Origin of the sequence: Tardiphaga sp. 285_C5_N1_2 (genome assembly GCF_052076065.1) — a bacterium.
Taxonomy (GTDB): Bacteria; Pseudomonadota; Alphaproteobacteria; order Rhizobiales; family Xanthobacteraceae; genus Tardiphaga; species Tardiphaga robiniae.
Genome location: NZ_CP197241.1, coordinates 816561 through 831680 on the forward strand (window position 1 = coordinate 816561; position 15120 = coordinate 831680).

A 15120-nucleotide genomic window follows, 5' to 3' on the forward strand; every position below is an offset into this window, starting at 1 on the left:
GCTTGCCCAATTCGAACGATCAGAAATACAGCGGGAGATCCCAGTCATGAACATCATGAATGTCGACTACAGCACCAAGATTCCGAACAACGTGAATCTGGCCGAGGATCGCCAGGTGCTCAAGGCGCTGGAGGGATGGCATCCCGGCTATCTCGATTGGTGGAACGACATGGGGCCTGAAGGTTTTCAGGAATCCCTCGTTTATTTGCGCACCGCGATATCCGTCGATCCCAAAGGCTGGGCCAAGTTCGACTATGTGAAGATGCCTGAATATCGCTGGGGCGTGTTGCTGGCGCCGCAGGACACCGAGCGCAAGGTGAACTTCGGACGACATATGGGCGAACCCGCCTGGCAGGAAGTGCCCGGCGAATATCGCGCGATGCTCCGACGCCTCGTTGTCATTCAGGGTGACACGGAGCCAGCCTCGGTCGAGCAGCAGCGTCATCTCGGTCAGACCGCGCCGTCGCTCTACGACTTGCGCAACCTGTTCCAGGTCAATGTGGAGGAGGGCCGCCATCTCTGGGCGATGGTCTATCTGCTGCAGAAATATTTCGGCCGTGACGGCCGCGAGGAGGCCGACGATCTTCTCCGCCGCCGCTCGGGCGATGCCGATGCGCCGCGCATGCTCGGTGCGTTCAATGAGGCGACGCCGGACTGGCTGTCCTTCTTCATGTTCACCTTCTTCACCGACCGCGACGGCAAGATGCAGTTGGAGAGTCTGGCGCAATCCGGCTTCGACCCGCTGTCGCGGACCTGCCGCTTCATGCTGACGGAGGAGGCGCATCATATGTTCGTCGGCGAGACCGGCGTCGGGCGCGTGTTGCAGCGAACCTGCGAAGCGATGAAGGCGGCGGGGATCGAGGATCCTAACGCCATCGAGAAAATCCGTGCGCTCGGCGTGATCGACCTGCCGACCATGCAGAAGAAGATCAACCTGCACTATTCGCTGTCGCTCGACCTGTTCGGTTCGGAAGTTTCGACCAATGCCGCGAATTTCTACAATTCCGGACTGAAGGGCCGCTTCCAGGAGACCAAGATCGAGGATGATCACCAGCTCACCAACGACATCTATCAGGTCCTGAAATTCGTCGATGGCGAAATCAAGCTGGTCGACGAGCCGGCGCTGACCGCGCTCAACATGCGCCTGCGCGACGATTACACCGCGGATTGTGCCAAGGGCGTCGAGCGCTGGAACAAGATCATCGAGAAAGCCGGCGTCAATTTCCGCTTCGATCTGCCTCACACCGCGTTCCATCGCCAGATCGGTGAATTCCGCGATGTGAACGCTTCGCCGAAGGGCATCATCATGAGCGATGCCGCCTGGGCGAAAGCCAGGAACGACTATCTGCCGTCCGTTGACGACGGTGATTTCATCGCGTCGTTGATGACGGCGGTCAGCGAGCCCGGCAAGTTCGCCAGCTGGATATCGGCGCCGAAGGTCGGCATCGATAACAAGCCGGGCGACTTTGAATACGTAAAGATTGCGGCCTGAAACGAGCGGACGCGGCGGAGGGATTTCCAGTTCCCCCCGTCGCTGTCAGTCCTCGATGGCACGTGCGGGATTTGCCATGAACGCCCCTTTCAAACAGCATCTGATCGATCCGGAAATCTGCATCAGGTGTAACACCTGCGAGGAGAGCTGTCCGGTCGATGCGGTGACGCATGACGACAACAACTATGTCGTCAACGCAGAGATCTGCAATTACTGCATGGATTGCATCTCGCCGTGTCCGACCGGCGCGATCGACAACTGGCGTGTCGTCGCGGCGCCATATTCGCTCGACGAGCAGTTCTCCTGGAGTGACCTGCCGGCGCAGGAGGAGATCGCGGACAATAGCCCCGGGGCGGGCGCCATCGAGGCGCTCGAGGATGAGATCGGCGCGTTGCTCGAAGAAGCACGCAAAGGGCTGGGCGGCAAGCCCGTCGCGCCGCTGTCATCGAGCAAGGCGTCGGTCAATCTCTATAACCGCGGCAAGCCCGCGCTGGCCACGGTAACCGGCAATTTTCGACTCACCCATGCGACGGCCGACTCCGACGTGCGCCATATCATCCTGGATTTCGGCGAGCAGCCGTTTCCCATCCTTGAAGGCCAGAGCATCGGCATCGTCGTGCCGGGCTTGGGCGCGGACGGCAAGCCGCATCAGGTGCGGCTCTATTCGATCGCGAGTTCGCGCGATGGCGAGAAGCCGAACACCAACAATCTGGCGCTGACCGTGAAACGTGAGTCCGGCGGGCTGTGTTCGAATTACCTGTGCGATCTGCCGCGTGGCGCAAAGGTCGAAGTCACCGGGCCATTCGGTGCCACCTTCCTGCTACCGAACGATCCTTCGGCGAATGTTCTCATGGTCTGCACTGGCACGGGCTCTGCACCATTCCGCGGCTTCACGGAGCGCCGCCGGCGCGCGATGCCTGGCGCGCCCGGGCGGCTGCTCCTGTTCTTCGGTGCGCGCCGCCCCGAGGAGTTGCCCTATTTCGGTCCGCTGCAAAAGGTCCCAGAGGAGTTGCTGGGCAAGCACTTCTGCTATTCGCGCGTGCCGGGCGAGCCACGGATCTATGTGCAGGATCGTATTCGCAGCGAAGCAGCAGCGATCACATCGCTGCTGCGCGACGTGCAGACCCACGTCTATATCTGCGGGTTGAAAGGCATGGAAAGCGGCGTTGAAGAGGCCTTCGCCGATATTTGCCGCGCCGCGTCGATGGATTGGTCGGATCTGAAAGCGGCGATGCGCGGCGGTGGAAGATATCATGTCGAGACTTACTGATCGATGTTGCATCCGAACTGGCAACGACCGGTTCGACTGAACAGCCCGAATAAGAACAAAGACGGGTAAGTTGTGGGGGAGAGAAGCGATGGTTCTGGACCGCGACAATGCGGCTGGCTCAGGCAGTCCATTTTTTCTGACGCCGTCGGTTGACGCAGAACAGCGATCCGACGGTACGATCCTTCTTCGATCCGATACAGCACTGCGTTCCTATGCGCGTTGTGTCGGGGACTGGCTCGAACATTGGGCACAACAGGCATCGGAGCGGATCTTTCTGGCAGAGCGGTCCAGTCCGGATGTGCCTTGGGTGACGCTGAGCTATGCCGAGACGCTTCGGCGCGTGCGCAGCGCGGCTAGCTGGATTCTTGCACAGGAGATGAGTGCGCAGCGGCCCCTCGCAGTGCTATCGGACAACGGTATCGAGCATGCGGTTCTCGCCCTGGCAGCGATGCATGTCGGTGTGCCCGTCGCTGCGATTTCGCCGGCCTATTCGCTGATGTCGAAGGATTTCGAAAAGCTGCGTGGCGCGATTCAACTTCTCGATCCCGGTGCCATCTACGTCTCGAACCTGCATCAGTTCGGTCCGGCCCTCGCTGCGATAGGCCCGTTTCACACTGCCGCCATCATCGGCGGTGGCGCGGCTGCCGGGGCGGGATACTCATACGCCGATGTGATCACGACGCCGGTGAGCGCAGCGATCTATCATGCCTTCGCAGCGGTCGATGCCGATACGATCGCCAAGTTCCTGTTCACGTCGGGATCGACCGGCGCGCCGAAGGCGGTCATCAATACCCAGCGCATGCTGACCTCGAGCCAGCAGGCCAAGGCACAGACCTGGCCGTTTCTCGAAACTCAGCAGAGCGAACTCGTTCTTCTGGACTGGCTGCCATGGAGTCATACGTTCGGGGGAAATCACAATTTCAATATGGTGCTGCGCAACGGCGGAACGCTGTACATCGACAGCGGCAAGCCCGCGCCCGGATTGTTCGCGACGTCCATTGCCAATCTGCGCAGCGTCATGCCGACGGTCTATTTCAACGTGCCGCGTGGCTTCGACATGCTTATCGCAGCCCTGCGGAACGACGATGGGTTGCGAGCGCGATTCTTCAACGAGGTCAAGTTCGTCTTCTATGCCGGTGCGGCTCTGCCGCAGAGCACATGGTCGGCGCTGGAGACACTTTCCATCGAAACAATCGGGCGTCCGCTGCCGATGGTCTCTGCCTGGGGATCGACGGAAACATCGCCGCTTGCGACCGATTGTCATTTTCAGGCGCCAAGATCAGGCAATATCGGCGTGCCGATTCCCGGTACGGAGCTAAAGCTCGTACCATCTGACGGCAAGTTCGAGGTGCGGGTGCGCGGGCCCAATGTGACGCCGGGCTACTGGAAGGCGCCGGACCTCACCGCGAAAGCTTTTGATGCGGACGGCTTCTATCTGATCGGCGATGCCGTTGCATTTGGAGATCCGGCTCATCCCGAGCAGGGCTTGCTGTTCGACGGGCGCATCGCCGAGGATTTCAAGCTGACATCAGGCACATGGGTCAACGTCGGAACGCTGCGCGTGGCGGGAATCTCTGCATTGGCGCCGCTGGTTCAGGATATTGTCGTGGCCGGCCATGGCGGCGAGGATGTGCGCTTCCTTCTTGTTCCCAATCTGGCTGCCTGCCGCGCCGTGTCGGGCCTGCCGGAGTCAGCGAGCATCGATGCTGTGCTTGGCTGCGAAAATGTGCGTTCGTCCATAGGGGAAGGGCTCGCAAGACTGAAGGCAGCAGGCGGAGGGTCTTCCACCCATGCAACTTGCGCGCTGTTGCTGGCAGAGCCGCTATCTGTCGATGGCGGCGAAATTACTGACAAGGGCTACGTCAACCAGCGTGCCGTTCTGGCGCGCCGTCCAGTCGACGTCGAAGATCTGAACATAGGGGTCTCAGGTCGCCTGATAATCTGCGCGAGTGCCGAGCAATACGCCCGTCATGCCTAGGACGTTCAGAATCCGAACGATGCATCGGGATTAAAAAAATATCGCGTTGATGGAAGGCATCAAGTCGAACGACCACACGCAAGACTCAGCCGATGCGATCAACTGTCACATGCGGTGTCATGCCGTCGTCACACCCCAGCGCGGCCGCCGTGGTCAAATATGGCGCTCTTCCCCAGAGCACATGGACCGGCGCGAGGGCATTCGCGCGCTCCACGAGGTCGCCTTTCCCTCCAGGAGGCGACCTCGTTTGTTTCAGATGAACGGCTCATGCGGAGTGTTCGCGGAACGTGTCCGATCCGCATGCGTGTTAAGTGGCACTGAGTTCTACTCCTGGTGCAGACCGAACTCCGGCATTCTTCTCACACAGTGAGATTTCACGCGACACACACGGCAACTCCCGGCGCTGCACGTCGTTGCATCATTCTGGTCCGTCAGGGCCGAGCGAAGAAACGTTGATGCGGCGGAATGAAAAATTTGAAATCCTATTCCGCCGATCGCTCGAACTATGAAGTTTCATCTCAAGCAAACAGAGTATGATCGCTGCGATCCGCAATCGGATTGCGCGGCACCGATGCTATCGTTCCCGTCAAATACATCGACTGGAGAAGCGAGCAATGGTGATGCGGACGATAGGTTTGATTGGTGGAATGAGCTGGGAAAGTACTGCTGTTTACTACCGCCGGCTGAATGAGCAAGTCCGCACGGAGCTCGGTGGGCTCCACTCCGCGGATATTCTGATGCGCTCAATCAACTTCGATGCGATTGTGAGCCTGCAGAAGCAAGGGCGTTGGGACGAGGCCTGCCAGGTTCTTGCTGACATCGCCCGGGATCTGGAAGGAGGCGGTGCCGGTTGCATTCTGATCTGCACCAACACGATGCATAAGCTTGCCGACGAAGTGCAGCAGGCAGTGTCGATCCCGCTTCTTCATATTGCCGATGCGACTGGTGCTGCCGTGAAGGCTGCAGGGTTGCAGCGGCCGCTACTTCTGGCAACGCGCTACACGATGGAGCAGGACTTCTATGTGACGCGATTGCGCGAGGGGTTCGGGCTAGATCCCGTTATTCCGGCTGAGGCCGATCGTGTGTTCATTCACGACATCATCTTCGATGAACTATGCCAAGGCGTTGTTCGCGAGGATTCGCGCCGTCTCTATCTCGATGCGATTGCACGAGGAAAAGAGCACGGCGCTGACGGTGTAATTCTTGGTTGCACCGAGATATGTCTGTTGGTCGGCCCCGAGCACATCGATCTTCCCGTCTTTAATTCAACAATTCTGCACGCGGATGCGGCGCTGGCTTTTTCAATGTCGAAAGAAGAGCCGCGACCACGTGCTGCATGACATCGGCGTGATTGATCTTTGGATTGGCATCGATCTTGCTCGTCTCTCTAACCTGGAAGGCAATGAGGCTTTCGTATGAGTGATATGCGTACCGCGCAACGTAAGATCTCGCCGGTCCTCGACCACGTCGTCATTAACGTGATGGGCCAGCTTGATGAGGCTGCTGCGCAATATACTCGCCTCGGCTTTCAGTTGACGGAGCGCGGTCACCATACGCTCGGCTCCAGTAATAACCTGGCGATCTTCGGCACGAACTATCTCGAACTTCTCGGCTATTTGCCGGGGCGTGAAACGATGCGTGCAGATCTCTGGACACATCCGCCAGGATTGAGCGGTCTGGTTTTCAAGTCCGTCGATGCCGATCTGGTTTATGCGACACTGAAGGACAACGCTGTTCCCGTCATGGAGCCAATGAGCTTCGCGCGGCCGGTCGAATTGCCGGGCGGCGCCCAAGACGCGCGTTTCAAGGTCATCCGCGTGGCGGGCGACGAAGTGCAGAACGGCCGCACGTTCTTCTGCCACCATGATACGCCCGAACTGGTGTGGCGCCCCGAATGGCAGACGCATGCCAATGGCGCTACTGAAATCGTCGAATTTGTCATCGCCTCGCAGCAACCGGCGCGAACTGCAGCGCTCTATGAACGCATGTTCGGCGCACCGCTCCTGACGCCGACGGATGGCGGCTTTTCGTTCAGCGCCGGTGCCGCGACGATCTTCATACTCGATCCTGCAGCCGTGGCCGATCGCTACGTCGGGGCCGCGCTGGTCAGCCCGGATGGCACTGACCGCATGGTCGCGCTGGTGTTCAAGGTCGCGGCGCTCGACACGCCGCGCGCCGTATTCGATGCGGCCGGTGTTTCCTTCAAGCCCTATGCTGATGGCATCATCGTGTCGCATGCCGATGCAGCCAATGTCGCTCTGGGGTTCACGGCGTGATGGTAGCGCTCCCTAATGATTTCACCCGGAGTTTTGCGCTCGACTATGACGGCGCACGCGTGAAGTTTCGCAACGCTGCGAATGACGTCGGCGCCGCGTTGACCACCTACACCCATCCGGCGCTCAAGGGCCCGAATGGCCAGGATCTGTGCATCGACGTGGCGCGGCTCGGCGATCCGCGCGCAGCTTCGCAACTGGTGATCCTGAGCGGTACGCACGGCCTCGAAGGCCTCAGCGGTTCGGCGGCGCAGATCGGTTGGATGCAGAGCAATTTTGCACGCGCCCTTCCGCGCGGCGTGTCGCTTCTCTTCGTTCACGCGATCAATCCCTACGGCTTTGCCTGGGGTACGCGGACCACTGAAAACAATGTCGATCTCAATCGCAACTTCATCGATTTCGCCGCTCCCCGTCCGGCCAACCCGGGCTATGCGAAGCTCTATCCGCATCTGCTTCCGGAGGACTGGACGCCGGCAGCCCTGCAGATCTACGCCGACGCCGTCGAATCTTTCAAGGACGCGCATGGAGACGACGGTCTGTTCGACACGCTGGCGCGCGGGCAGTACGATTTTCCGGATGGTTCCAATTATGGCGGCGACGGGCGCGAGTGGTCCAATCTGACTCTGGAGACCATTGTCGCCGATCATCTCGGCGCGGCCGAGCGCGTCGGCTTTATCGATTGGCATACAGGCATCGGCGATTTCGGCGAGTCCTTCTTCCTGTGCTTCAACCCTGAAGGCGGCGCGCTTCATGCGGAAGCCGTGCGCTGGTGGGGGCGTGACCGCATCGTCGGCCAGAAGCCGAACAATTTTACGCGGCCCAATTATCAGGGACTCGTGTTTCACGGCATGACCAGGTTCCTCGGCGAGCGACCGATGGTCGGCGCAGTAATCGAATTCGGTACGCGCGGTACCAAGGTTCGTCGCGCCTTGCAGCTCGATCTCTGGCTGAAGTTCAAGGCCGAGAAAGACAGCGAGCGCGTTCGCATGCTGCGCGCAGACCTGCACGATTGCTTCGTGCCCGTGTCGTCGCACTGGCGTGAAGAGACCACAGAACGAGCCATTTCCATCACTCAACAGGCGGTAGAGGGGTTAGCAAGCTGGTCCCTCTCCGCCGCAGCCTGAACCAACGGAGCGAGGTAGATCATGCGAGCAGTTGTCCTTCACGAACACGGCGATAACGATAAGCTGCAATTCACGGCGGATTATCCGACGCCGAAAGCGGGCGAGGGCGACGTTGTCATCCGCGTGCGGGCATCGTCGATCAACTATCACGACGTCTTCACCCGCCGGGGTATGCCCGGCATCAAGGTGCCGCTGCCTGTCATCATTGGTCTCGACGTGGTCGGCGAGATCACCGAACTTGGCGCGGGCGTCACCGGCTGGAACATCGGTGATCGCGTGCTGATCGATCCCGTCAACCGCGTCGAAGGCGGCCTGATGGGCGAGACCCAGGACGGCGGCCTCGCCGAATTCTGCCGCGCCAAGGCGCATCAGCTCGTCAAGATTCCGGAAGGCGTCAGCTTTGAGCAGGCGGCCGCGCTGCCGGTCGCCTATGGCACCGCTATTCGCATGATGAACACCATCGGCCAGATCAAGGCCGGCGAGAAGGTTCTGATCCTTGGCGCCAGCGGCGGCGTCGGCGTGTGCTGTGTCCAGCTCGCCAAGCTGGCCGGCGCCTACGTGATCGCCTGTGCCGGCAGCGAGGAGAAGGGTAAGCGTCTCACCGAACTCGGCGCGGACGAGATCATCCTCTACACGCAGTCCGACTTCATGAAGACGATCTATGAGCGCCACGGCAAGCCACATCGCCGGCGCTTCGTCGAAGGCGGCGGTGTCGATGTGGTCGTCAACTTCACCGGCGGCGATACCTGGGTCAAATCGCTGCGCTGTCTGAAGCTCGGAGGCCGCATTCTGACTTGCGGGGCGACTGCCGGCTACTCGCCTACTGAAGATCTTCGCTTCATTTGGACCTTCGAACTGGAGATCAAGGGCTCCAACGGCTGGGAACGTGACGATATCACAAAACTGTTCGATCTCGTCGCAGCCAAGAAGCTGCAGGTACTGATCGACAAGACCTATCCGCTGGAAGAAGCGAAGGAAGCTGTGCGCGTCATCGAGGACCGTGCGGTATTCGGCAAAGTCGTGGTGACGCCGTGAGCAAGCCCGACGTCAAGACGCTGACGGCCCCTGAGATTCAGCAAATGCTGGACGTGTCGCCGTTCAATCTGTTCCTCGGCCTTGAGGTGATTAAGGCCGATCCTGCAACGCAGGAAGTGACGATGCGGTCGCCGATGCGGCCGGAATTCGAACGCCGACCGGGCTCCAAGCAATGGCATGGCGGCGTCATTGCCTCGGTCATCGACACCGTCGGCGATTTCGCCGTCGGCATGATGGTCGGGCGCGGCCTTCCGACCGTGAACTTCCGGGTCGATTACCTGAAGCCGGCTGTCGATACCGCCTTGGTCGCCGTGTCGCGGGTGCGCCGTGCCGGCAAGAGCGTCGGTGTCGCTGACGTCGATGTGTTTGACGAAAAGGGGGCGCTGCTCGCCATCGGCCGCGGCACCTATTCGACGCTTGAAGCAAAACAATAGCAGGGCCGGGCGGCGCACGATGGCGGACCGGTTCCTGTCTGCAACAAAGGAAGAACAATGAGCGGTTTTAGCAGACGTGATTTTTTGATGACAACGGCCGGTGCTGCTTTAGCCTCCGGCTTTGCCGGTTCTTCCAAGGCGGCAACCGGGGCGCCGAAGCGCGGCGGCACGCTGGTCGGCACATGGGGCGGATTTGAGCCGCAATCGCTGTTCGTTCCAGCGGGTGGCGGCTCCAGTCCGTATTTCACGTCGACCAAGGTGTTCGAGCGGCTGATCCGCCTGACCGCCGATCTCAAATTCGAACCGGTGCTGGCTCTCGGGATCGAACCGGCAGAGGATTTCCGCAGTTACACGATCAAACTACGTCCGAACGTCACTTGGCATGATGGCAAGCCGCTGACCTCGGATGATCTGGTCTTCAATGCGATCCAGTATTGGAAGCCGATCTCCGCTGGCGTCACGCTCGATGCTCTGCTGACCGCGGAGGCCGTGGATCCGCTGACCGTGGTGCTGAAATTCAAAGTGCCGGTGCCAGAGTTCTTCCTCAAATCCGTGCTGGCAGGCAAGGCCGGTCTTGTTATTCCCAAGCATATCTATGACGGGTCGAACATCATTACCAACCCGATCAACAACACGCCGATCGGCACCGGTCCTTTCAAGGTCAAGGAGTGGGTGCGCGGCAGCCATGTCGAATATGCCCGCAATGACAATTACTGGAATTCGGGCCTGCCCTATCTCGACAAGCTGGTGATCCGCTGGTGGCGAGATCCGGCGTCGCGGGCGGCTGCGTTCGAGGCCGGCCAGCTTGACATAGGCACGTTCAATCCGATCCCTGCGCCGGACATCGCGCGCCTGACGGCAACCAAGAAGTTCGTCGCCGAGACCAAAGGCTATTCGAACTCGGCGTGGATCACGAGCGTCGAGTTCAATCAGCGTCGCGAGATCTTCAAGAAGCGCGAGGTGCGTCAGGCCCTGCTTCATGCGATCGACCGCAGCTTCATCGCGGATACGGTTTTCTTCGGTCGCGCGCGCCCCTCGCTTGGCGCTCTCCATTTCTCGAATTCGATCTTCTTCACCAAAGACGTCCAGGATTATCCGTTCGACGTCAAGAAGGCTGCCGCGTTGCTCGATGCTGCCGGCTATCCGGTGAAGGCCGGTTCGCGCTTTAAGATGAGCCTGGTATCGGCCGGGTGGTTCGAGGAAAACGTCAAGATCGGTCAGTACCTGAAGCAGGCTTTCGAGGACGTCGACATCACCGTCGACCTGGCTATCCCCGATCGCGCGACCTCGCTGAAACGCATCTACACCGACTATGACTATGACGTCGCGGTATCGAACAATTCAGCCAGCATCGAGCCGATCCCGCAGACAACGCAATACTACACTACCGATGGTATCGTGAAAGGGGCAGCCTTCCGCAACGCCACCGGCTATTCCAATCCGAAGATGGACGAGACCGTCAGCAAGATGGTGATCGAGACCGATGAGAAGAAGCGCGTATCCCTGGTGCACGAGTTCGACAAGCTCGCAGCGAGCGACGCGCCGGTCCTTCCGATGGTCGACCTTGAACCCGTGACGATCGCTCGTTCTGACGTTCGCGATCATTCGCTAACCGCGGACTTCATGGGCGAAAGCTGGGCCGAGGTCTGGCTGGACCGCTGAGAGCGGAGGCAAACGTGCGTCGCATCATCATCCGCAGGCTCGTGCAAATCATCCCGTTGATCTTTGCGGTCATCGTGATGAACTTCGTGCTGATCCATCTGGCGCCGGGGAGTCTGTTCGACGTGATGACGTCCGAACAGCAGATCACCGACCCGAAGATGCTGGATCAGCTGCGTCACACCTACGGCGTCGATCAGCCGGTGTCGGTGCAGCTTGCCAAATATATCTGGTCGGTGATGCGGCTCGATCTCGGCTATTCGTACCGGCAGAACGCGCCGGTGTTTGATGTGATCATGCAACAGCTTCCAGCGACCTTGATCCTGATGCTGGCGGCAATCGGAATTGCTTTGCTCGTTGGCGTCACGGCCGGCGTGCTGGCGTCGATCAAGGTCAACACGATCTGGGATAATCTGATCTCGCTCGGTGCGGTATTCTTCTTCGCCGCGCCGAGCTTCTGGCTCGGCATCATGATGACGGTGATGTTCGCGGTGAAGCTCGGCTGGTTTCCGGTCGGCGGCATGCGCACCATTGGTGTCGACGAAAGTGCATTTGGTGCCGTGCTGGACGTCATGCATCATCTCGTCCTGCCCGCAACGGCACTGGGACTGTTCTACGCCGCGACCTTCGCGCGCGTGATGCGAGCCTCAATGTTGGAGGTGGCCCGGCTGGATTTCGTGCGGACGGCGCGTGCCAAAGGCCTGTCTGGCGGTCGCGTGGTCATGGCGCATGTGATGCGCAACGCGATGTTGCCGATCGTCACGCTGCTCGGATTGCAGCTCGGCACCATGCTCGGCGGCAGCGTCGTCATCGAGGCCGTGTTCAGTTGGCCCGGCATTGGCAGCCTTCTGTTCGACAGCGTGATGAGTCGCAATTTTCCAATGGTGCTCGGCGTGCTCGTCCTCGGCTCGCTGCTGGTCGCGGTCTGCAATGCCACGGTCGACCTGCTGTATCTGCGGCTCGATCCCCGGATCAAGGCGAGGTAGGTCATGATCGCTCTCTTCATCGATTTCGCCCGGCGTTTCGCCCGCAACCGTGCGGCGTTGGTGGGACTGTTCCTGGTGCTTGTCGTGATCGGCGTCGCCATCGCAGCGCCATGGTGGTTTCCGCGCAATCCGTTGCGCATTGTCGGCCGTCCTGAAATCTGGCCATTCGTGTCATCGCGCTATCCGCTCGGGACGGACTCGCTCGGGCGCGACATCGCGGCGATGACGGCCTATGGCGCGCGCACCACTCTCCTGATCGGCCTCTGCGCCAGCCTAACCGCCACCATCATCGGCATCACTGTTGGCGCCACCGCAGCCTATGTCGGCGGCTGGGTCGACGAGCTGTTGATGCGCCTGACCGAATTGTTCCAGACCATCCCGAACCTGATCTTCGTGCTGACGATCGTATCGATCCTCGGGCAGAAGATCGAATATGTCACCATCGCCGTGGGTGTGGTGACCTGGACGCCGATCGCGCGGCTGACGCGTGCAGAGTTCATGTCGCTGCGCGACCGCGAATTCGTGCAGGCCTGCCGGGCCATGGGGATGGGCAGTCTGCGGATCATGTTCGGCGAGATCCTGCCGAATGCGTTGCCGCCGGTGATCGTGCTGTCGTCGCTGGTCGTTGCGGGCGCCGTTCTGTTCGAGTCCGCTGTAGCATTCCTCGGGCTCGGCGATCCCAATGTCACCAGTTGGGGACAGCTGATCGGGGACGGCCGGACGCTCATTCGCTCGTCCTGGTACATCTGCGCAGTGCCGGGTCTTGCGATCATGCTCACTGTGCTGGCGCTCAACCTTGTAGGCGACGGTCTCAACGATGCGCTTAACCCCAAGCTGCGGGACCGCTGAGATGATCATGGGCAGCAAAGCCGGTCCAACGCCAATCCTCTCCATTGAGAACCTGCAGGTATCGTTGTTCACCCGCCGCGGCGTATTGCCTGCGGTCGATGGCCTGTCGCTGACGGTCTCGGCCGGCGAGACGCTGGCCATCGTCGGTGAATCCGGCTGTGGCAAGTCGCTGACGGCGCTGGCGATCATGCGGTTGTTGCCGAACCCGCCCGCAAAGATCGTCGGGGGCGCCGTCCGCTTCATGGGGCGTGATCTCGCTGCCATGTCCGAGCGCGAGATGCAGCGGGTTCGCGGCAAGGACATCTCGATGATCTTCCAGGATCCGATGACATCGCTGAACCCTGTGGTCGCGGTCGGGGATCAGCTGATCGAGGCAATCAGGCGCCACAATGACGTGTCGCGTCACGAGGCGAGAGACCGCGCGGTCGAGTTGCTGCGCCGGGTGCGTATCCCGGATGCGGAACGCCGCTTCAACGATTATCCGCACCAGATGTCTGGTGGCATGAGCCAGCGTGTCATGATCGCCATGGCGATTGCTTGTGGGCCAAAGCTCCTGATCGCCGACGAGCCGACCACTGCGCTCGACGTTACTATCCAGGCGCAGATCATCGAACTGATGAAGGAGTTGCAGTCCTCATCCGATATGGGCCTTATGATTATCACCCATGATCTCGGCGTGGTTGCCGAAGTCGCCGACCGGGTGGCCGTGATGTATGCCGGCCGCAAAGTCGAGGAAGCGCCGGTGGAGGCTTTGTTCGAGCGGCCGCTGCATCGCTACACGCGGGGGCTGCTGGGGGCGACGCCGTCGGCACAGCGCCGACGTGGCAGTCGTCTCGTCGAAATTACGGGCAACGTGCCGGCGCTGTCCGATTTGCCGCAGGGCTGCGCCTTCCAGAACCGTTGTCCCGATGTACTCGATCGCTGCCGTGCCGAGCGACCACAGCTGGCGCCGTTGCTACCGCACCGTTCCGCCGCCTGTTTTGCTGCCGAGAAGGAGTTATCGCGCGATGCCGCTACTATCGGTGCTTAGTCTCTGTGTCCAATACCAGAGCGCACAGGGCGTCGTGCGGGCGGTCGACGATGTGAGTTTCGACCTGGAGCCCGGCGAGACTGTCGGGCTGGTAGGGGAATCCGGCTGCGGCAAGTCCACGCTCGGCAAGGCGATCATGCGCCTGGTGCCGACGTCCGACGGACGCGTCTTCCTCGATGGTGACGATGTCACGCGGATGCAGGCAGGCGCGTTGAAGGCCTCGCGGAAGTCGATGCAGATGATCTTCCAAGATCCTTATGGATCGCTCAATCCACGCCACGACGTCGGCACCATCGTCGGGCAACCGCTCAGCGTCGCCGGCTGGTCGCGCCGTGATATCAAGGATCGTGTCATTGAGCTGATGGGACAGGTGGGCCTACCGGCCGATGCGATGCGGCGCTATCCGCATGAGTTCTCTGGCGGCCAGCGCCAGCGTCTCGGCATTGCGCGTGCACTTGCGCTCAAGCCCAAGGTAATCATCTGCGACGAGCCGGTATCTGCGCTGGACGTTTCGGTGCGCGCGCAGGTCATCAATCTGCTTGAGGACCTGCAGCAGGCAACGGGCGTGTCGTATCTGTTCATCTCGCACGATCTCTCGGTCGTCGAGCATATTTCGGACCGGCTGATCGTGATGTATCTCGGTCGGATCGTCGAAACAGGCCGCAGCGAGGACGTCTGGGATAGACCGGCGCATCCTTATACGGAGGCATTGCTTGCCGCCGCGCCGATCGCCGATCCGCGCACCGCACGCAGCCGCACCCGCAGCGTGCTGCAGGGTGAGTTGCCCAGCCCGCTCAATCCGCCGCCAGGCTGCAGCTTCAATACGCGCTGCCCCTACGCTCAGGCGCTTTGCCGCGAGGAGCGACCGATGCTGCGCGATGTCTCCGATGGCCGCAAGGTGGCCTGTCACTACGATCTGCTTGAACAACCCGCGGCGCTGCCGCGTGTCGCGCGGGTGGCCAATTGAGTTCTCAGAAGTGGAGCATTGCC

13 protein-coding genes are annotated in these 15120 nt (G+C 60.7%); all 13 read left to right on the top strand.

The genetic code is table 11. The annotated features are described in order from the left end of the window. Positions 1–46: 46 nt before the first annotated feature. The 13 genes from boxB to AB7951_RS03905 all read left to right on the top strand — a co-directional run bounded on the left by boxB (position 47) and on the right by AB7951_RS03905 (position 15097). Positions 47–1492, top strand: a complete 1446-nt coding sequence (gene boxB, locus AB7951_RS03845) for a benzoyl-CoA 2,3-epoxidase subunit BoxB (RefSeq protein ID WP_120286981.1) — start codon at positions 47–49, stop codon at positions 1490–1492. A gap of 76 nt (positions 1493–1568) precedes the next feature. Further along, on the top strand, positions 1569–2762 hold the full coding sequence (gene boxA / locus AB7951_RS03850) for a benzoyl-CoA 2,3-epoxidase subunit BoxA (RefSeq protein WP_120287978.1): 1194 nt from the start codon (positions 1569–1571) through the stop codon (positions 2760–2762). A gap of 88 nt (positions 2763–2850) precedes the next feature. Further along, positions 2851–4740 carry a feruloyl-CoA synthase gene (locus AB7951_RS03855; RefSeq protein WP_120286980.1) on the top strand — a complete coding sequence of 630 codons (1890 nt, stop codon included), beginning with the start codon at positions 2851–2853 and terminating at the stop codon, positions 4738–4740. A gap of 620 nt (positions 4741–5360) precedes the next feature. Further along, a complete protein-coding gene (locus tag AB7951_RS03860) occupies positions 5361–6080 on the top strand; it encodes an aspartate/glutamate racemase family protein (protein WP_120287977.1) in 720 nt (239 codons plus the stop codon). A 75-nt stretch (positions 6081–6155) separates the two neighbouring features. After that, positions 6156–7016 (top strand): VOC family protein, encoded by an 861-nt coding sequence (locus AB7951_RS03865; RefSeq protein WP_120286979.1) that lies wholly within the window; start codon positions 6156–6158, stop codon positions 7014–7016. Further along, entirely contained in the window at positions 7016–8137 is a 1122-nt protein-coding gene (locus AB7951_RS03870) for a M14 family metallopeptidase (protein ID WP_120286978.1), read from the top strand. Before AB7951_RS03865 ends, AB7951_RS03870 begins: the two co-directional genes overlap by 1 nt. A 21-nt stretch (positions 8138–8158) precedes the next feature. Beyond that, complete coding sequence (locus AB7951_RS03875; protein WP_120286977.1) at positions 8159–9172, top strand: zinc-binding dehydrogenase; 1014 nt, start codon at positions 8159–8161, stop codon at positions 9170–9172. Beyond that, positions 9169–9606: a hotdog fold thioesterase gene (locus AB7951_RS03880; protein ID WP_441255661.1), complete on the top strand. Its 438-nt coding sequence runs from the start codon at positions 9169–9171 to the stop codon at positions 9604–9606. Before AB7951_RS03875 ends, AB7951_RS03880 begins: the two co-directional genes overlap by 4 nt. Positions 9607–9693: 87 nt before the next feature. Further along, the gene (locus AB7951_RS03885) at positions 9694–11268 is read left to right on the top strand and encodes an ABC transporter substrate-binding protein (RefSeq protein WP_439059813.1); all 1575 of its coding nucleotides are present in this window, start codon (positions 9694–9696) and stop codon (positions 11266–11268) included. A 14-nt stretch (positions 11269–11282) separates the two neighbouring features. Beyond that, positions 11283–12251 carry an ABC transporter permease gene (locus AB7951_RS03890; protein WP_093756970.1) on the top strand — a complete coding sequence of 323 codons (969 nt, stop codon included), beginning with the start codon at positions 11283–11285 and terminating at the stop codon, positions 12249–12251. A 3-nt stretch (positions 12252–12254) separates the two neighbouring features. After that, positions 12255–13100 (top strand): ABC transporter permease, encoded by an 846-nt coding sequence (locus tag AB7951_RS03895; protein ID WP_120286975.1) that lies wholly within the window; start codon positions 12255–12257, stop codon positions 13098–13100. 7 nt (positions 13101–13107) lie between these two features. Then, complete coding sequence (locus AB7951_RS03900) at positions 13108–14130, top strand: ABC transporter ATP-binding protein (protein ID WP_439059812.1); 1023 nt, start codon at positions 13108–13110, stop codon at positions 14128–14130. After that, positions 14108–15097 (top strand): ABC transporter ATP-binding protein, encoded by a 990-nt coding sequence (locus tag AB7951_RS03905; protein ID WP_093756967.1) that lies wholly within the window; start codon positions 14108–14110, stop codon positions 15095–15097. Before AB7951_RS03900 ends, AB7951_RS03905 begins: the two co-directional genes overlap by 23 nt. Positions 15098–15120: the final 23 nt, after the last annotated feature.